The organism is Brevibacillus dissolubilis (assembly GCF_006170445.1).
Lineage (GTDB): Bacteria > Bacillota > Bacilli > Brevibacillales > Brevibacillaceae > Brevibacillus_B > Brevibacillus_B dissolubilis.
The window spans coordinates 124,566-142,244 of sequence record NZ_VCNA01000006.1 but is presented as its reverse complement, the minus strand read 5'-3'; the positions used below and the strand labels follow the sequence as shown (position 1 = coordinate 142,244).

Annotated in this window: 18 protein-coding genes; 4 read left to right on the top strand and 14 right to left on the bottom strand. The window is 51.7% G+C overall.

Annotated elements, in window-relative coordinates; translation table 11 throughout:
- The first annotated feature begins 86 nt into the window (after nt 1-86).
- Complete coding sequence (larC, locus tag FGI41_RS13330; RefSeq protein ID WP_139490716.1) at nt 87-1,037, top strand: nickel pincer cofactor biosynthesis protein LarC; 951 nt, start codon at nt 87-89, stop codon at nt 1,035-1,037.
- Between the two features lie 107 nt (nt 1,038-1,144).
- On the opposite strand, the gene larC2 is transcribed toward larC, so the two are convergent.
- Complete coding sequence (larC2, locus tag FGI41_RS13325) at nt 1,145-2,113, bottom strand: nickel pincer cofactor biosynthesis protein LarC2 (RefSeq protein WP_139490714.1); 969 nt, start codon at nt 2,111-2,113, stop codon at nt 1,145-1,147.
- A gap of 216 nt (nt 2,114-2,329) precedes the next feature.
- On the opposite strand from larC2, the gene FGI41_RS13320 reads away from it, so the two are divergent.
- Nucleotides 2,330-3,361, top strand: a complete 1,032-nt coding sequence (locus tag FGI41_RS13320) for a M23 family metallopeptidase (RefSeq protein ID WP_438358022.1) — start codon at nt 2,330-2,332, stop codon at nt 3,359-3,361.
- 108 nt (nt 3,362-3,469) lie between these two features.
- On the opposite strand, the gene FGI41_RS13315 is transcribed toward FGI41_RS13320, so the two are convergent.
- Both FGI41_RS13315 and yunB read right to left on the bottom strand, forming a co-directional pair.
- Nucleotides 3,470-4,210: a YwaF family protein gene (locus tag FGI41_RS13315; RefSeq protein WP_139490709.1), complete on the bottom strand. Its 741-nt coding sequence runs from the start codon at nt 4,208-4,210 to the stop codon at nt 3,470-3,472.
- 114 nt (nt 4,211-4,324) lie between these two features.
- Nucleotides 4,325-5,065: a sporulation protein YunB gene (gene yunB, locus FGI41_RS13310; RefSeq protein ID WP_139490707.1), complete on the bottom strand. Its 741-nt coding sequence runs from the start codon at nt 5,063-5,065 to the stop codon at nt 4,325-4,327.
- Nucleotides 5,066-5,277: 212 nt separating this feature from the next.
- Between yunB and corA the strand changes: the two genes are divergently transcribed.
- The gene (gene corA, locus FGI41_RS13305) at nt 5,278-6,213 is read left to right on the top strand and encodes a magnesium/cobalt transporter CorA (RefSeq protein ID WP_139490705.1); all 936 of its coding nucleotides are present in this window, start codon (nt 5,278-5,280) and stop codon (nt 6,211-6,213) included.
- Between the two features lie 58 nt (nt 6,214-6,271).
- Here the strand turns inward: corA and FGI41_RS13300 are convergent, their stop codons facing one another.
- The 7 genes from FGI41_RS13300 to FGI41_RS13270 form a co-directional block, all read right to left on the bottom strand.
- Nucleotides 6,272-7,528 (bottom strand): helix-turn-helix domain-containing protein, encoded by a 1,257-nt coding sequence (locus FGI41_RS13300; protein ID WP_255298452.1) that lies wholly within the window; start codon nt 7,526-7,528, stop codon nt 6,272-6,274.
- A gap of 315 nt (nt 7,529-7,843) precedes the next feature.
- A complete protein-coding gene (locus tag FGI41_RS13295) occupies nt 7,844-8,848 on the bottom strand; it encodes an HD-GYP domain-containing protein (protein ID WP_368656703.1) in 1,005 nt (334 codons plus the stop codon).
- Nucleotides 8,849-9,080: 232 nt separating this feature from the next.
- Nucleotides 9,081-9,383, bottom strand: a complete 303-nt coding sequence (locus tag FGI41_RS13290) for a YunC family protein (RefSeq protein WP_139490699.1) — start codon at nt 9,381-9,383, stop codon at nt 9,081-9,083.
- Between the two features lie 65 nt (nt 9,384-9,448).
- Complete coding sequence (locus FGI41_RS13285) at nt 9,449-9,691, bottom strand: DUF6154 family protein (RefSeq protein ID WP_139490697.1); 243 nt, start codon at nt 9,689-9,691, stop codon at nt 9,449-9,451.
- 69 nt (nt 9,692-9,760) lie between these two features.
- A complete protein-coding gene (locus FGI41_RS13280; protein ID WP_139490695.1) occupies nt 9,761-11,212 on the bottom strand; it encodes a bifunctional metallophosphatase/5'-nucleotidase in 1,452 nt (483 codons plus the stop codon).
- 37 nt (nt 11,213-11,249) lie between these two features.
- The gene (locus FGI41_RS13275; protein WP_139490693.1) at nt 11,250-12,074 is read right to left on the bottom strand and encodes a sulfite exporter TauE/SafE family protein; all 825 of its coding nucleotides are present in this window, start codon (nt 12,072-12,074) and stop codon (nt 11,250-11,252) included.
- A 42-nt stretch (nt 12,075-12,116) separates the two neighbouring features.
- Nucleotides 12,117-12,977, bottom strand: coding sequence for a DUF72 domain-containing protein (locus tag FGI41_RS13270; RefSeq protein WP_139490691.1), 861 nt, complete (start codon nt 12,975-12,977; stop codon nt 12,117-12,119).
- 60 nt (nt 12,978-13,037) lie between these two features.
- Here FGI41_RS13270 and FGI41_RS13265 point away from each other — a divergent pair, with 60 nt between their 5' ends.
- Nucleotides 13,038-13,499, top strand: a complete 462-nt coding sequence (locus FGI41_RS13265; protein WP_139490689.1) for a M67 family metallopeptidase — start codon at nt 13,038-13,040, stop codon at nt 13,497-13,499.
- A 3-nt stretch (nt 13,500-13,502) separates the two neighbouring features.
- On the opposite strand, the gene FGI41_RS13260 is transcribed toward FGI41_RS13265, so the two are convergent.
- From FGI41_RS13260 to FGI41_RS13245, 4 genes are all read right to left on the bottom strand, one after another.
- The gene (locus tag FGI41_RS13260; protein WP_139490687.1) at nt 13,503-13,958 is read right to left on the bottom strand and encodes an OsmC family protein; all 456 of its coding nucleotides are present in this window, start codon (nt 13,956-13,958) and stop codon (nt 13,503-13,505) included.
- 136 nt (nt 13,959-14,094) lie between these two features.
- Nucleotides 14,095-14,556 (bottom strand): OsmC family protein, encoded by a 462-nt coding sequence (locus FGI41_RS13255; RefSeq protein ID WP_139490685.1) that lies wholly within the window; start codon nt 14,554-14,556, stop codon nt 14,095-14,097.
- Nucleotides 14,557-14,672: 116 nt separating this feature from the next.
- Nucleotides 14,673-15,011, bottom strand: coding sequence for a metal-sensitive transcriptional regulator (locus FGI41_RS13250; protein WP_139490683.1), 339 nt, complete (start codon nt 15,009-15,011; stop codon nt 14,673-14,675).
- A gap of 206 nt (nt 15,012-15,217) precedes the next feature.
- The gene (locus FGI41_RS13245) at nt 15,218-17,632 is read right to left on the bottom strand and encodes a heavy metal translocating P-type ATPase (RefSeq protein WP_139490681.1); all 2,415 of its coding nucleotides are present in this window, start codon (nt 17,630-17,632) and stop codon (nt 15,218-15,220) included.
- Between the last annotated feature and the right edge of the window lie 47 nt (nt 17,633-17,679).

Genomic DNA, 17,679 nt, shown 5'->3' with positions numbered 1-17,679 from the left:
TACCGAACATACTTTCTCTCATGATACAAAAAGACAGCACAAGTTGCCAGTCTATTTAACCTGATACATAGAAAGGACGAGACAAGATGCGGATTGCGTACTTGGATTGTTTCTCCGGACTTGCCGGAGATATGACATTAGCAGCCCTGGTCAATGCGGGGGCTGACCGTAACAAGGTGGAACAGGAGCTTCGGAAGCTGCCTTTGGGCGAGTTTCGCCTTGAGTGGAAAAATGTAGTGAAAAAAGGGGTCAGTGCCCTTAAGGTGGATGTGATTGATTTGGAGGGCGGTCACGGGCATTCTCATGATCATTCGCACAGTCATGATCACGGTCTCCAACTGCACATTCATTCTCACAATCATGGCCACGATCATCATCACTCTCATGATCACAGCCACGACCACGATCACTCTCATTCTCACGATCACAGCCATGAGCATTCCCACGATCATGCTCACGACCACTCCCATGATCACCATCATCATCACTCTCATGATCACGACCATAGCCATCCTCACCATCACCGCCGCTACTCCGAGATCGTCGAGATGATCAAATCAGCAGGCTTTGCCCCGCGTGTCACAGAACGCGCCCTCGCTATTTTTCACGAGATCGGAGTAGCTGAGGCCAAGATTCACGGTATTCCGATCGAGACCGTCCACTTTCATGAGGTCGGAGCCCTTGACTCCATCGTGGATATCGTCGGCGTCGCGATTGCGTTGGAGGAGCTTGGGATCGATGCGCTCTACAGCGGCCCTGTTCCTACCGGTAACGGCTTCGTCCGCTGTGACCATGGACTCTACCCAGTCCCAGCCCCAGCCACTCTTGAGATGCTCAAAGGTATCCCTCTCCGAGCCACCACCATCCAAAAAGAACTGACCACCCCGACCGGAGCTGGAATCGCCGCGGCATTGGTCAAATTCTTCGGTCCCCTGCCTTCTATGACGGTCGAGACCATCGGCTATGGTGCAGGCACACGGGAACTGGCCGATCAGCCTAATGTGTTGCGCATCATGATTGGTGAACTTCAAGCCTAGCCCGCCAATAACCAGAACCAGTATGACGCATTCATTTCACAGCAAAAAGGAGCAAGCCACCAAACGGCACTGCTCCTTTTTCACGTTCAGCTTTTTCGCGTTCAGCCTTACAGACCTTCCTCTAACCGTTCCGCCGAAGAGGCACGTCCCAGCTCGACAGCCTGCTGGTACACCCGTTTTAGCTGCACTCCTGCTGCTCTCGCTGCCTTGGCGCACTCCTCATACTCAGGCGCGACCTGCACCCGCTCACCCAGATGATATCCGATTTTCACCTGTACTTCCCCCCACTCAGTCATCACCCGGACAAAACGCCGTGCCAACCGATGACACGCCACAGGAAAATACCGCACCCCGAATGTCGTCGTCTCCCGGAACAGGATATGCTTCATCACATCAATCTGGCTGGCATAGCACATTACCTGCACCATGATACCTGCACGGCTTTTTTTCATCGTCATCGGGATCATGGTGACATCGTTGGCTCCAGCTTGGAACAGACTCTCCATCGTGTAGGCCAGCCACTCCGCACTGGCGTCATCAATGTTCACCTGAAGTAAAAACATGCCTTCATCAATATGCTCGTCCAGATGCTTTTTCTGTTCAAAACCAGTCGGAATCACTGTTGACTTCCCATCACGCTTCCCTTGTCCGAACAGCATCAACGTAATTCCATCGCCTGTCACCACTTTTTGAATGACGCCGGCCGGGGGCAGTGCTGATTCGGTTTGATCGGCGTTTTCACGAAGCCAGAGGTGCGCTGGTGCGGAGAAACATTCAGATGCAGCGTCATTTCTGTTCTCCTCACTCAACCACGTCCCGATCCGCCAACCTGCAAGTGTTGATAATGCCTCAGCACTCCATCCCGTCACCGCCACCAGCGGGCCGACTCTCCATGATATTGACTTCGACAGTCCTCCAAGCTCCACGAACCGATCCAACGCGGTTTTTTCCCGTTGAGAATGTGCGGAGTCAACATGTTCAAGGCGTCCTGCTTCCCCTACCAGCTGCTCCCATGCGGCCGTCAACCGTTGCAGGGTAAAAGGCTTGTCACATCGTATGTATATCGTCTGCTTCATCGTTACTTCCCCTTTATTTTCCTCTGATCATCTCTCGTCTGCTCTTACCCGCATCATATCACTTCCCCACGCTCCCTGCATCGGTTCTACCTAATAATTCAAATGGATAATCCCCTCACAATCGGGGGATACCTAACAAAAGAACCTGTTAGGTTGGAGGGAGAACGGATGCGTTTTCTGTGCCTTTGTTTGACGATACCCTTGCTGTTGACATCCATGCTTTATCCTTATGACAACTCCGTATCAGCAGCCCAAGCGATCACACCAGCACCACCCCCCCAACAAAAAGCCGCGAAGCCAGAGACCAAGCCTCCTTCCGACCCGATCTATGAGGAACGGAAGCAGCTGTTTCTGCGGTTGGAGGGGCTTTACGGGGTTCCATGGACGTATTTGGCTGCGATCGATCAGTATGAACGTACGATGACCCGCAAAAAGAAAAAAGCAGACAGCGGCGAACCTAAACGGATCACCGCGATCACGATCCCGCCTGCTTCCTGGTCTGGCTATCTCAATCCGGAGATGGATGATGTAGACGAGCCGTCCATTTCTTTTTTCGGTGGAATGGGCATGGATGGCTCTGGAGACGGCAAAGCGGATCAACAAAATGACACCGACGTGGTCACCTCAATAGCCCGCTATCTGTCTGAGTTCGGATTTACCGAGGATGATATCCGTATCGGGATCTGGACCTACTACAAGCGTGACCGTGCCGTGAAGACGATCGAGCAATTCAAGCGTGTGTTTGAGAAGTATCAGACTCTGGATGTGATGAATCACTCCTTTATCGTGCCGCGACGCTACAATTACAGCTATCGCAGTACATGGGGAGACCCACGGGGCTGGGGTGGACGCCGCATCCATGAGGGTACCGATATTTTTGCCGATTACGGAACTCCTGTGCTGAGCACCGGCTATGGTGTGGTCGAGATCATGGGCTGGAACCGCTATGGCGGCTGGCGTGTGGGTGTCCGTGACATGGACAACGTGTATCACTACTACGCACATCTGGCGAGCTTCCGCAAAGGCTTAAAAGTAGGCGATATCGTCGAGCCCGGACAGGTGGTAGGCTATGTTGGCAGCTCCGGCTACGGCAAGCCCGGAACCTCTGGCAAATTCCCACCACATCTGCACTACGGAATGTACCGCGACGTCGGTCATGCTGAGTGGGCGTTTGACCCCTATCCGCATTTGAAAAACTGGGAGCGCCAATCCATCCGCAGTGCCCAGAAGAAAAAGAAGAAAAAATAACACGAAAAAGAAGCGACGGCCATTCGTAAACGGTCTCTCGCTTCTTTTTTACATGAATCTCGGCAGTGTCTGGTGTCCACACCACAGTCCATCACCACCGTGACCTGCTCATCCCGCAGCGCGTTCCCTCCGCTTCGCCCGCCAATCCGCCACCGCATATGGCAGATACAACAGACAGAAGAAGAACAGCACCACACCCTCCAGCGACAGAATGTACCACGGGTGCGGCCCCAACAGATCCAGGATGCTCCCGGTCTCTGGCTTATACGCCAAAAACATAAAATTCGTCCCCAGATACTGATTCACCACATAGACGACCAAGGCGATCAGATTCAACAAGCCAAACGACTTCCACACAGACCTCCACGTCGGACGAAACCCTTCCACCCACGTCATGAACAGCGGTGCCAGAATAATGGCAATATGTGCAATAAAAAAATGAGTAAACCGAAAATGCGGGAAGGGATGAAACAACACCGGAGTGAGCATCGCCTGCGCCGCTCCGCCAATACCGGTAAAGTAGACGATTTCATACAGACTATAACTCTTACGTGCCAGCATAAAAAAACAAATCCAAAGCGATATGCTGCACAGCTCAAATGGAATCAGCCACACGAATGACCAGACCCCGTTGTACCAATACCATGCCTGCAAAAGCAGCTCCGATCCCAATAAAACAGCGGCCAATCCCCAACGCACGATTCGATTGGCCGCTGCTCCACGCAATCTCTCTCGGAACAGATACAGCGCGAGAACAAGCCCCACGGCAATTGCCAACGTGATCCCATGTGACAACGAATACGCGGCAAACGGCTCACCAGACACATGCCAGCCCAGATAACGCTCCATGGCCGATGCCTCCCTTCTTCGCTCATGTAGCCCCATTATATCACCAGCACAAACACCCGTCATAAGCCTCATGACGGGTGTTTCACGCTCATCTTATCGTCGCTGCCTGCTTGCCTAGTTGCTGTTCGTGCCGTTCGGTACATTGCTGGTGTCTGGTACGCCTGCATCCTCTTTCGACAGCGGTACATCCGGTTTGCCGTCTGCACTGTTGTAGAGGTATTGCGGCACTTGACCGATGATCAGCGAGTGCGTAATCGGGATTTTAGTCGCCACCGTCTTTTGGTCGGTCGCAAACGGGATGACAATCCGCAGGTCGACCTCCACATAGATAAACACGGTCGCCAGCACCATATTGATCCCCGCTTCTTTGAGCTCGGTCTCCAGTCTGGTCTTCACGGATCCCACCGGCACAAAGGTAATCGGCAGATCCGGCCCCATCTGTGCCAAGAAGCTGCTACCCGTGGCAAGACCAAGCGGAACCGTGCGCTCCACCGTCTCATCCTCGAACTCACTCAGCCTGTTCTGGATGCGCTGTGTCGTCTCCCCTACGATCCTTGAATACTCTTTGAAGTTAAAATCGACTGCCTGAATCTGACCGTTCTTATCTTTTTCCATTTTGACGATTTCATTGAAGTCTACACCCTGCTGCGAGATCCGTTTCGTCACAGCATCAGAAATCGCCTGTTTTGCAAGCTGTTCTGCCTTTTGTGAAGCCAAAATTAAGATCGTCGGCTCCAGCCGCTGCTCGATCACAATCAACGACTGGACGAAGAGCACCAGCATCACCACTATCGCAATAAAAACCGCCTTCGTCCGCGACATCGGACGAAACAAACGGTGACGCCTGCGAAACATGACCACTTCCGCCACCTCCCACCTAGTACATCCTATGCGGGAGTGGGAAAACCTTGCCCAAAAGATGTGGACGTTCTACCCTGCCGCAGCACAAGAATCCAGAAAAGAAACAGGTGAATTTATCCGACAATGGCAGGTTGGCGGCCCTATAATGGTATACTAGCGGTAAAAGCGATGCGCCGTCACCATGTAAGGAAGGAGGAGCCGCCGCCATGAAAATCAGATGGATCCGCAACGGACTCATCCAAGAAATCGATGATATCGAAATGACTCTGACGCTGCCTGACAACGGCTTTTATTGGATTGATGCCAAGCTGTTCGACCTCGACATCCTCCAGCGCCTGTTCCGGCTGCACCCACTCGCTGTCGAGGACTGCATCGATGAGGAGGAACAGCGCCCCAAGCTGGAGATTTACCACGACCATTATTTTATCGTGCTCAACAGCATCCAGTTCCGCAACCAAGATATCTTTTTGCGCGAGGTCAACATCTTCCTCGGGCGTCATCATATCATCACCGTGAGCAAAGCAGACATCCACGAGTTCACCAAAGCCGTCACCATCATCCGTGAAGGAGAGCTCAACTCTCCCGATTATCTGTTGTACCATCTCGTTGACGAAATCGTAGAATCCTACTTCGATGTGATGGAGTCCATCGAGAACCTGATCGAGGATCTGGAAGAGGATATCCTCGTCAATGCCAAGAAATCGCATCTCAACGAACTGATCGGTCTTCGCAGTGAAATCCTCTACGCCAAAAAAATGCTGGGCCCCCAGCGCGATCTCATCGGCATGCTCAACAAAAAGGAACTAGACCTCATCGACGACAACCTGCAAAAATACTTCATCGACATCCACGAAAACTCGGTAAAAGTCGTCGAGAGCTTCGACACCTTCCGCGAGCTGATCGGCAACTTGCGCGAGGCTTACCAATCCGCCGTCTCCAACCGCACCAATGAGATCATGCGGGTCTTCACCGCTCTGACCACGATCTTCATGCCGCTTACCATCGTGACCGGCATCTATGGGATGAACTTCGAATTCATGCCCGAGCTGCGCTCTCCCTACGGCTATTACGGAGTGCTCTCGTTCATGCTCCTGCTCGCCGTCACGATGTATTGGATCTTCAAGAAAAAACAATGGCTGTAGCAGAAAAAGACATCCAAGGCATGTGCCCGAGGATGTCTTTTGTGCTTGTCCACCTGTCCTACATGATATGCTTTTGATAAAACTCTTCTTTATACGCGAATTTCCCGAAGAACAGGCTGATACGAGCCAGCAACCGGTACGCCTTCACGAGGAAGTCTGTTGTCTTCGCCTGTGAAAAGTACTCCAATGCCGGTTCCAGATGGGAGAGTGCATCCTCGCCCCTCCCTAGCTCAGTGAGAATCTCTGCGTAGATATATCTGGCTTCGGCAAGGGATTTCTCAGCTGATTCACTTGCTAGTACACTCTCACACAGCAGAACGGCCTGCTCCAAGCGCCCTGTCTGTCTGTAGACATCCGCAAGCTCCAGTGTGGAGTTATGCAGCCAATGGGTACTCTCGGTCTGCTTATGACCCTCAATTGCCTTTAGCAGCATGCTCTCGGCCTGATCATACTTCTGCAGGTCAGCATAGAGCACACCAAGATTACTGTACACCCCTGCTTCAATCCGCGGATTCGGGGAGAATTGCAGGATATCCAATGTATGCAGATTATACTGCTCGGCCTCTTCATACTGCTTCAGACGATGATAGCAGTTGGCGAGCATCATATAGATTTCTTCGCTTTTGAAATGCGTGCGGTATGACTTGTTAAGCTGGTCGGCTTCCTTGAGATTTTCGATAGCGGAGTCGTACTCACCCAGCATCCCGTGCATCAGACCATGCGTATGCAAAAGCGAGATGCGCATCAGACCGCCGATCTCATAGCGGTTAGCAAGCTGCAGAGCCTCGTTGAGATAAGGCAATGCTCTTTTCGCCTCTTGGGCTGTGCAGTACAGAGTACCAAGAGAGCTGAGCACACGGATCAGATGGGGAATATCATCATAATCCCCGGCCAGAATCAACGCTTCGAGGTACTGCTTCTCTGCCTCCTGGTACCGCTGCTCCAATTGAGCAAGGAATCCTTTGGCCCAAGATAGAACCGATACTTCTGGTGAGGACAGCTCAAGTACTCCCAGCTTGACGACCCACTTCTGAGCTGATTCCCACTCATGAGATTCAATCGAGTTGACCAACTGGCGCAAGGTGCTCTCGATCTCCTGCTTGGAGAATGTCGGCTGTTCCGATTCGTTCCACAGTTCATTGAGTTCAATATCTAATCTTCTCACCAACTGTTCCAAAATCTCTGGTGTAGGAATAACCAAGCCTTTTTCAATTTGACTGATATAGCTGCGGTTGCAGATCCCTTCTGCCAAATCTCCTTGTGTCATATGCAACCTTTTTCGATGTTCCCGTATGCTTTTTCCGATTGGATTCACAGTGATTCACCTTCAATACCTGAGGAATTTAGACAAAATCCTGCCAAATAGGCTAATGCTCGACAAAAAATACTGAAAAGTAAAATAATGATTGACAGATTATAGGGGGTAAAGTTAAAATTTATATGAAAGCAGTGTATATTTATAAATTAATAAATACGAACGTTCATAAATTCACAAGCGCAAAACTCCCTAATTCAGGGAGTTTTTTCTATTTTACCCTTTCTACATGATACAGTCTACCTAAGGCTCTGGCAAGTAGAACAAAAAGACCATGTGCCAAATTAGCATCATGGTCCGTACTCTCAGATGTAATTATCCCAGCGCTTCGCAATCCGTAATAATCAGATTAAGGTTGCATTTGCTGGCCAGATCCAGTTCGTAAGGAGTCTCTACCGTCTGACCGTCTGAATCGGTGAGGATCCGAACAATCGGGCGGCTTGGTACGCCGACATTGTTATCCACGACGACACCTTTTTCTCCTGTGTTGAGTTGGATCGAGAGCCCCAACGGATAGAGTGCAATCGTGTTGCGGAACTGCTCTACCACCTCTTTATCAAACTGAACACCCGCTCCGGTGAACAAAAGCTCAATCGCTTCATGCGGGAGCATCGCCCGGCGGTACACACGATTACTGGTTAATGCATCGAAAACGTCACACACGCCTACTAGTTTGGCATACTGATGAATAGCCGGTTCCTTGAGATGACGGGGATAGCCGGAGCCATCCAACCGCTCATGATGCTGGTATGCACAATGCGCAGCAAGGAGAGGAATGTCGTCTTGTTTTCGCAATAGCTCAAAGCCAACACTGGTGTGAGTCTGCATGATTTCGTATTCACTGTCAGTCAAGCGGCCTGGTTTCGTCAGGATGTCGTAAGGAATCGCCATCTTCCCTACATCGTGAAGCATTGCTCCGATCCCGATCTCGATCAATTCCCGTTCGCCAAATCCCATCTTGACCGCAATCGCCAAGGTGTAGAGCGTGACGTTAAAGGAATGGGCAAACACATAGTGATCTACACCGCATACGGTCCCCAGCAGGTTCATCGCGGATCGATGGTCCTTGATCTCATCCATCAGGGAGTGCATCACCTGACGCACCTGTCTGCCCATCTGCGGGTTGGCAAACATCTGCTTGCGGCGGCTCGGGTCTTCCCGGAATGTCTCAAACGTGGAGTAAATGACACTCATCGCTTCGCGGCGTGTCTCAGGCGAAATCACATCCTCTACCACGATGTCTTCCGTCCGCTTATCCTCGATATAGATTGAATTGATCTGCATGTCGACTAACCGGTCGATCATGCGCTGACTCAGCATGACTCCGGCACCAATCAATGTATTTCCATTGCTGGCATAGATCGAACGTGCTAACTTTACACCAGGTTGACAGCTATTAATCGAGATTAGACGCATTGGCTTCCTTGCCTTTCTTCAGAAAGTACTTCCATTATACTAATTTACGAAATGAGCACAAAGGGTAATTTGTCGTAAAAAATAAAATTGCAAGTTTGAAAACGAAAAAGAGCCATCCCCTGACGACAGGATGCTCCTAAAACATTTTACGGATTGCTTCCTTCCCAATCATTCCCGCTGTAATCCCTTTGGCCTCAGCAGTCAAGGTAACGGATTCAAGCGGTGCATCCAGCAGTTCCTGTATGGTTTTGACACCGACGGCACGACCGGCCAGAATCTCCCGGCTTGCCAGCTTTTGATTTAAAAGACCTACATCCAAAGCTCCGCACATAATGTAACCTTTGTCTGTCGTCACCGCCAACAGGGTTGTCTTCGGCAGATACACCGTAACCGCCATGGCTGTCCCTTCTTCAAAGTGAATCGGCTTTACTTCGATCATGAAACCACTCCTTCCCACTTGTTTACATTACCGTATGATGTATTTGTCTCTTGTGTGTCTTTGTCTCAGTGTACGATGCGAGAACCGGGCTCACCGTTTTCATCCATGGCTACTTTTCGTTTCATCACTTCGACCATGTAGGTGGCAAGCATGTTGAACAGCTCCTCATCGTCCATCGACTCAACAATCGTCATCAGCTCGTCATGGTTGTGCTCGGCTAAGATCCCCACAACCACTGCAATGATATCTTCTTCATCACGGGTAAAATGTCCCCGGTACAATTCATACAATTCATCGATAAAACGCATCTCATCCACCCCGTTGCTGTTTTTCATATTATGCCCAAAGCAACGGGGTTTTGCTCGGCGAATCGCATCTTAGGAAGGTTGCCCGTGATAGCGCGGGATGTGACTGTCGGCGATCAGCTGTGGATCAGACAAGGTCTTGGCAACTACTTCGCGTAAGACTTCCGGCAAGAAGAATTGAGCCTCCTTGCCTTCGCGAATCTGCGGAAAAATAGGATTAAACATAAACATATCAATCGTCGCCACGCGATACTCCCGTAAGAGGTCAAGCGGCTGACCACCTGCCTCGACACGGCTGATCTGCCACTTCGTCTGACCGTCTGCCTCGCTCGTCTGGTAGTAGACCTCGATCCCGTCTACTCCCATCCAGCCGAGCACCTGACCCCGGAAGCCGTATCCACGCGTTTTGCGCTGAATCATCTCTGGCTGCAGGGCACACTCCAAGACTGCGAGCAGTTCAGCACCAGTCAGGGTAACCGCACAGGGCTTGATAGGATGCGGCAGACAAGCAAGCAGATCGTGGCGAGTCACCTTGCCCGCAGCTAACGGGGTGAGCAAAAGCCCACCTGTTGCAAGACCGATCTCTGCCCCAGTCCATGCACGCAGACTGGCAGCGAGGAACGTACCGAACGGAGTCTCCCGGTCCCAGTCCACTGCAAAAGGCTGATCCAACTGGGCCACTGGCTCTGACAAAACTTCGACTGCCTCTGCCTTGGCAGCAGCAATCAGGGCAGTGATGGCTGCATCGTCGCTGAATTTTTCCGTGGCAAATACTTCTGCTGATTTATCTATTACCACCTTTTGATCAAGGTCAAACATGAAAGTTACATGACCTACAAAATTTCCCAAATTTCCTGCTTGGGCGATCAGTGTGTCATGAACCAGTTGTCCTTGCTCCAGGACCTGGTGGGTGTGTCCGCCAAGAATCACGTCGATTCCCTCGATCTGTGTCGCCATCTCGATATCGGCATGTAAGCCCAGATGGGACAGGACGATAATGGCATCCACCCGAGGGCGAAGCTTCTTCACCTGCTCCCTCACCAAGTCGATACCATCTTGGACGTCCCAGCCAAGCATGTGATAAAAATCTGTAAAAGCCGCTGTCACACCGAGAAGCGCAATCGTAAGACCTGCTTCCTCATGAATCGCATATGGGACAGCCCAATTCGGGATCTGTCCGTTGCTGTTGTCGCGTATGTTGCCGACGATCACTTTGAATTGGGCCTCATCGTATAGGTGATCCAGCTTTTGCTTGGGCAGTGTGACCCCCTCGTTGTTGCCAATCGTCACGTATTGGTAGCCACTCTGGTTGAGCACGGCGACATTCACCTGTCCGAAGCTGGCCTCTGTCTTCATTCGGGCGCGGTCTGCGTGATCGCCGATGTCAAGGGTCAACACGCTGTCTCCCTGTGCCACGTATTGCTCCCGATAGGTGTGGAGCACGGTTGCGATCTTGGGCATTTTTTCAAATTGGCTATGTATGTCATTGGTATGCAAGAGATGCAAGGTACAGATCTTTCCCACGCGTCTCCCCCCTTTGCCGATGAATATGGTCTTCTGACTAGGATGTAAATGCTTTGATAATCATCTGTACGGCAATCGCCAAGATAATGACACGCAACAAGAGAACTATTGTCTTGCCCTTCATCTTGCTTGCAATAAAAGCTCCCAGCTTTCCTCCGAACCATGCACCAGGAGCAAGCGCCAGTGCATACCACCAGTTAATATGATCATTGATCACGTTGGTAGTACTGCCGATCACTGCCGACAGAAAAATAACACACATCGAGGTTGCTGTCGCCATATGCGGTGGAAAACGGTAAAACACCAAAAGCGCCGGAACCATCAACACTCCGCCGCCGACCCCGAACAAGGATGAAATAATCCCGACGAAAAAGGCAATCGTAATTGCGCTCCAGCGGTTATAGCCGTACTCATGCTCGTGACCTTCCGCATCCAGATAGGTCTTGCGGATCGCCCAGCCTGCGCTTCGCGGCTTGAGCTTGTCACGCACCAGCATTAAGATAAACATCGCAATCTGAAACAGACCAAATAACAGATAAAAGGATTGCAGCTGCAGCAGTTTGTTGATATAGACACCAAGCACGGCACCCGGTGCACTCCCGATGAAGAACAGCAGGGCTGCTTGAACGTCTACTTTTTTCTGTTTGAGATAGGCGAGCGTGGAAGAGAGCGCCGTGACGGCAATCACCAAAAGCGATGTGCCTGTCGCGATCTGCGGGGTGATCGCCCCCGGCTCTGCCAGATTACCGAAATAAAGCAGCGCCGGTACAAAAAAGAGCCCGCCGCCAATCCCGACAATACTGCCCGTCGCTCCAGCCACCAGACCGATGAGGACAAACAGCAAAAGAAGCCAAATCATCATGTTGGGTCACTCCTTGCGCCAATCTAGCGCCTCAAATTCTTCTTAAAACAGCTCAAGCTGTCTCGGGTTAAGCCCCTCTGGATCGATGCCGAGCATCTGCATCAGGCGCTTGGCGTTATCTGCCGCATCGCCGCCTGAGTTGTTGTTGAACAGGACAAAAACCTGCTTGGCTTCCTCGGCCAGACTCTGGATGCGAGGGACCCATTCACTCAATTCATCATCACTGTAGCGGTACAGATAACGGACATCCCGCCAGTTGGCCGCCTGACCTGCATCCCGCCAGCCGGATACGTTGCGCCCGTGGAAGCGGATGAGAGACAGGCTCTCATTGGTCACCTCCGGAACGATAGGAACAGACCCTGTGCCAGCCTGGGGCTCATCACAGACGACATGGGTCGCACCGATATCAGCGAGGAACTCCAGTGTCTTTTGCTTATAAGAAGGCAGGAACCAGCTCTGGTGACGAAACTCCACAGCAATCGGATACTTCGCATAGGTCTGGACGCAATATTTTACATAGAGGACATGGTCACGCTGGCAGTCAAACCACGGTGGAAACTGAAACAGCAGGGCTTGGAGCTTGCCGCTTCTGACCAACGGCTGGATACTTTCCTCGAATTGGACGAACAGCTCGGCCCGCTTTTCTTTTTCCATAGGGTTGCGCTGGTGTCCGGTCAACACCTGATGCGGCTTGACGATAAAACGGAAAGCATCGGGCGTGGCCTTGACCCATGACTCATAGTTTTTTTGTGGTAAGATGGCGTAAAACGAACTGTCGATCTCTACAATCGGAAAATGACTGGCATACACCGACAGTTTATCACGGGCGCTGACCCCCTGTGTATAAAGGGTGTCGTGATCACCCCAGCCGCATACGCCGATATGGATGTTTTGCTTTGACATACGATTCCCTCGCAGTGTTGAACTTGCATGTGTAGGAGACAGAAAGGAGCCTCATGATTGATGAATCCGTCGCTGATCGGGCACCCCTTCACAGATCAGAATCAAACGCTATGTATAACCAAAAAAGTGTTGAAACGCCTCATCGCAGAAGGGCGAGAAGCGTTTCCGCATGAGTATGTGGCCTTGCTTGCGGGTAGTGGGTCGACTGTACTCGCCCACTACCCTGCTACGAAATCAGAGACGACACAACAGACGTTTCACCTGACTGGAGTCACCCTGCTCTCCCACCTGAAAAAGATGGAGGCTGACGGGCTGACATGGCTTGGCATGGTGCATACCCATCCGACGACACCACCCATCCCGTCTGCTGCCGATCTGGCTGGGTGGCATTATCCTGCACTTGGCTATTGGGTGATGTCCCTTGCCGATAGTGAGCCTGAGGAAGCTGAGCTTGTGCTCTATCAGCTGGTAGAAGGGACATTCGTCAGACGGGAGTACGCTGTCGTAGATCTGCAGGAGTAAGCTCTAAGACGCGCCTTGCCCGATCCGGACGGTAGGCTCGCCGGTGAACTCGACGTTGCCGCGCATCGTATTGGACACCATGCAGGCCGCTTCGGCGCGGTGTGCTGCGTGTTGGGCCGTCTCAATCGTTCTCTTATCCCCGTCACCGAGCACAATCGTCGGACGGTGAATGATCTGGCTGAACCGATATTTACCAGACTCCACAGTGACGAAGCCCTCAGACTGAAGTGTCAGCGAGGTGACTTTCAGCTGGCGCCGATCCAGTATATCAGCAAGCGTAACCAAGTAGCAGTTCATCGCTGATCCGATCAGCATCTCTTCCGGATTCGTCCCCACATTCGGACCGTTGAATTCCTTTGGCAAAGAAATTCTGGTCTGAAGACCTCTTGCTTCAAGATTCCCCGTACCGAGAAACCCGCCCTCCCACGTCGCTTTCAGTGTAAATGAATGTTGCCCCATACTGATTCCTCCCCCGAAGTGTGGTCATTTCTTCATTACCTCACTTCTATATGACGGGGAAGCGGTAAACATGTAAGCAAACACCCTGTCCAACTAAACAACAGGGTGTACAACAAAGAAAAGCTGGGTCAGTCCCTTATACGTTTTGCCCGATCCTAACGGTAGGCTCAACAATGAAATCAATGTTGCCGCGCATCGCTTTGGAGATCATGCAGACCTCTTCGGCCCGATGCGCAGCCTGTTGGGCCACTTCGATCGTCTTCTCATCGCCGTCACCGAGCACGATGGTCGGACGATGGATGATTTGACGAAAACCGGTGTTGCCTGCCTCGACCCCGACGATTCCCTCCGACTGGAGCGTCAGTGAGATCACTTTAAAATTGCGCTTTTCCAGAATCGCCGCCAGTGTGATCATGTAGCAGGTCATGGCTGAGCCGATCAATAGCTCCTCCGGGTTGGTTCCGGTATTGGGGCCGCCGAATTCAGTTGGTACAGACATCTGGGTGTCCAGCCCTTTTGCTTTGAGATGTCCGGCTCCCAGGCGTCCGCCTTCCCATGTCGCATTCAGTGTAAATGAGTGTTGGCTCTGTTGACTCATGTGTATCCTCCTCACGTTCGTTTTGTCCCTATAGTGTACCCCACTTACCTCTAGGTAGCGAGTTACCAAGTGTAAACAAACACCCTGTCAAATGAGACAACAGGGTGTACATCAGCCTACTTAATCAATTTGTTGACAGTCTTGAGGAATTCTTCAATCACATCATGATCGCCCTCTTGAATCCGGTCGATCACACAGCTTTTCATATGGCCTTCGAGCAGCATTTTCCCGACGGAGTTAAGTGCGGACTGCACAGCAGCGATCTGGTTGAGCACGTCGTCACAGTATACGTCTTTTTCAATCATGCCTTTGATACCGCGAATCTGACCTTCGATTCGGTTCAGCCGGGATTGCAGGTTCGCTTTGGTCTTGTCGGAATGGTGTGAGCTTCTCCCGTTGCTGTGGCAAGATGCGTCTTCGGCACACTCGTGGGAATTCAGTTGTTGTTCATTCATATATAATACCTCCAGCAACGCAAAGGATTAGTTGCGTTCGTTTCTCCCGCATTATCTCTTATTATAGCAGAGAGTACGGGGTTTTTGGCTTTAAGTTGACAGAACAGGGAATTTATTAACAAAAGGCGCTGGATGAGGGAGTCCAGCGCCTTTTCTATAATCAAGACAGGGGGGCTGTCGTGATCCTATGGGGATGATAATGGGGATTAGATTTTGACCCGTTTGAGGCGAAGCGCATTGAGCACGACGGATACGGAGCTGAAGGCCATCGCTGCACCGGCTACCCATGGGGCGAGCAGGCCGATTGCGGCGATTGGAATCCCGATGGTGTTGTAGAAGAGTGCCCAGAAGAGGTTTTGCTTGATGTTACCCATGGTTTTCTTGCTCAGCTTGATCGCTTCGGCGATACTGGTGAGTTCACCGCGCATCAGGGTGATGTCTGCTGCTTCCATCGCGATGTCTGTACCTGTACCGATCGCCATCCCTACATCTGCGGTGGCAAGCGCTGGAGCGTCGTTGATCCCGTCGCCGACCATGGCTACTTTTTTGCCTTGCTTTTGGAACGCTTCAACTTCTTTGGCTTTATCTTCAGGCAGGACTTCGGCACGGATGGTGTCGACCCCGACTTGACGGGCAATCGCTTCAGCGGTACGGCGGTTGTCACCGGTGATCATGACGACTTCAAGACCCAGCTTTTTGAGTTCGGCAATCGCTTCACGGGAGCTTTCTTTGATCGTGTCAGCTACCGCTACCATACCGGCCAGCTGGTTGTCGATGGCGACGAGCATAGCGGTTTTGCCGTCGGATTCGAGCTGTTCCATCTGGGAGATGGCTTGTGTGATGTCGATATTTTCGCGGTTCATCAGCTTGCGGGTACCGATGTAGAGCGTGCGGCCTTCCACTTGGGCACGAAGACCGAAACCCGGGATGGCTTCAAACGATTCAGAAGTGGTAAGTCCGACTCCTTTTTCCAGGGCGCCCTTGACGATCGCTTCCGCGAGTGGATGCTCGGAGTTTTTCTCTGCGGTTGCAGTCAGACGAAGCATCTCGTCTGCTTGGAAATTGCCATATGGGATCACGTCGGTGAGAGACGGTTCGCCTTTGGTGATGGTGCCTGTTTTGTCGAGAACGATGGTGTCGAGCTTGTGTGCTGCTTCGAGGTGCTCGCCGCCTTTGAAGAGGATTCCATGTTCAGCACCTTTCCCCGTACCTACCATGATGGAGGTTGGAGTAGCGAGACCGAGTGCGCAAGGGCAAGCGATCACGAGTACGGCGATGGCATTCTCAAGCGCATGTGCGAAGTTGCCTGCATCTACGAAGAAATACCAAGCGAGGAAAACCAGGACAGCGAGACCGACTACAATCGGAACAAATACATTGGAGATGACGTCTGCCATACGTTGGATCGGAGCTTTGGAGCCTTGTGCATCTTCTACGACTTTGATGATTTGGGCGAGCGCGGTGTCTTTACCGATCTTGGTGGCGCGGAACGTAAGCACACCGTTTTTGTTGATGGTGGCACCGATGACTTCGTCGCCTTGCTTTTTATCCACTGGGACGCTTTCGCCTGTCAGCATGGATTCATCGACTGCCGAGTTGCCTGTGAGGACGACACCGTCTACCGGGATTTTTTCACCTGGCTTGACGAGGATCTCGTCGCCGACGATGACTTCTTCGATTGGAATGCTCATCTCTTGATTGTTGCGGATGACGGTTGCGTTTTTGGCTTGCAGGCCCATCAGCTTCTTGATCGCTTCAGAGGTGCGGCCTTTTGCGATGGCTTCGAACCATTTCCCGAGGATGATCAGGGTGATCAGGACTGCACTTGTCTCGAAGTAAAGCTGGTCTCCCCTGCCTGCCAAGGTCGCGGCTAAGCTGTAGAAGTACGCTGCAGAGGTACCAAGTGAGACGAGCACATCCATGTTGGCACTGCCGTTCTTGAGCGCTTTAAAAGCACTGCGGTAAAATGGCCAGCCGATGATGAATTGGACCGGAGTAGCGAGAGCCAGCTGCACCCATGGATTCATCAGCCAGTGTGGCATGTATGCGCCGTGGAATCCGAAGTGGGCGATCATGGTGTACAATAGTGGCAAGGAGAGGATGGCGGATGCGATGAAGCGGTATTTGTGACGGCTCAGCTCTTCTTCTTTGTTGTCTGCTTTGGGCTGGTCATCGGTGTGGATATGTGCTTCATACCCGATGTCTTTGACCTTCTGGATCAGGTCTGTGACGCTGACCTCTTCCGGGTTGTATTGGATGGTGGCGCGTTCCATGTTGAGGTTGACGTTGGCCTCGGTGACGCCTGGAACTTTTTTTAAGCCTTTTTCGATGCGGGTCGCGCAGGCTGCACAGGTCATTCCTTTGACATCAAGGGTGGCTTTTTCTGTGCCGACGTGGTAGCCGAGGTCTGTGATCTTCGCTTGCAGGTCGCTCATACTGACACGGCTTGGGTCATAGGATACGGTAGCCTTCTCAGAAGCAAAGTTTACGTTCGCCTGTTCGACACCGTCCACTTTGGTCAGGACTTTCTCGATCCGGAGTGCGCAGGCGGCGCAGGTCATTCCTTCGATCTTGAGTGATGTGGTCTTTTCTTGGTGGGCAAGTGCTGCTGTATTACTCATCTTTATCTCCTCCATGAGCAGGATTAAAGGTCCGTTAGCTCTGTATT

Bases quoted from the DNA above. Each gene is read 5' to 3' on its own strand.
- larC (WP_139490716.1), top strand. From the start codon at position 87: ATGCGGATTGCGTACTTGGATTGTTTCTCCGGACTTGCCGGAGATATG.
- FGI41_RS13295 (WP_368656703.1), bottom strand. From the start codon at position 8,848: ATGCTGAGTCAGCGCATGATCGACCGGTTAGTCGACATGCAGATCAAT.
- FGI41_RS13245 (WP_139490681.1), bottom strand. From the start codon at position 17,632: ATGAGTAATACAGCAGCACTTGCCCACCAAGAAAAGACCACATCACTC.
- FGI41_RS13260 (WP_139490687.1), bottom strand. From the start codon at position 13,958: ATGGGGCAACATTCATTTACACTGAAAGCGACGTGGGAGGGCGGGTTT.
- FGI41_RS13285 (WP_139490697.1), bottom strand. From the start codon at position 9,691: ATGCGTTTTATCGATGAATTGTATGAATTGTACCGGGGACATTTTACC.
- larC2 (WP_139490714.1), bottom strand. From the start codon at position 2,113: ATGAAGCAGACGATATACATACGATGTGACAAGCCTTTTACCCTGCAA.
- FGI41_RS13250 (WP_139490683.1), bottom strand. From the start codon at position 15,011: ATGAATGAACAACAACTGAATTCCCACGAGTGTGCCGAAGACGCATCT.
- FGI41_RS13315 (WP_139490709.1), bottom strand. From the start codon at position 4,210: ATGGAGCGTTATCTGGGCTGGCATGTGTCTGGTGAGCCGTTTGCCGCG.
- FGI41_RS13255 (WP_139490685.1), bottom strand. From the start codon at position 14,556: ATGAGTCAACAGAGCCAACACTCATTTACACTGAATGCGACATGGGAA.
- yunB (WP_139490707.1), bottom strand. From the start codon at position 5,065: ATGTTTCGCAGGCGTCACCGTTTGTTTCGTCCGATGTCGCGGACGAAG.
- FGI41_RS13320 (WP_438358022.1), top strand. From the start codon at position 2,330: ATGCTTTATCCTTATGACAACTCCGTATCAGCAGCCCAAGCGATCACA.
- FGI41_RS13265 (WP_139490689.1), top strand. From the start codon at position 13,038: ATGAATCCGTCGCTGATCGGGCACCCCTTCACAGATCAGAATCAAACG.
- corA (WP_139490705.1), top strand. From the start codon at position 5,278: ATGAAAATCAGATGGATCCGCAACGGACTCATCCAAGAAATCGATGAT.
- FGI41_RS13270 (WP_139490691.1), bottom strand. From the start codon at position 12,977: ATGTCAAAGCAAAACATCCATATCGGCGTATGCGGCTGGGGTGATCAC.
- FGI41_RS13290 (WP_139490699.1), bottom strand. From the start codon at position 9,383: ATGATCGAAGTAAAGCCGATTCACTTTGAAGAAGGGACAGCCATGGCG.
- FGI41_RS13275 (WP_139490693.1), bottom strand. From the start codon at position 12,074: ATGATGATTTGGCTTCTTTTGCTGTTTGTCCTCATCGGTCTGGTGGCT.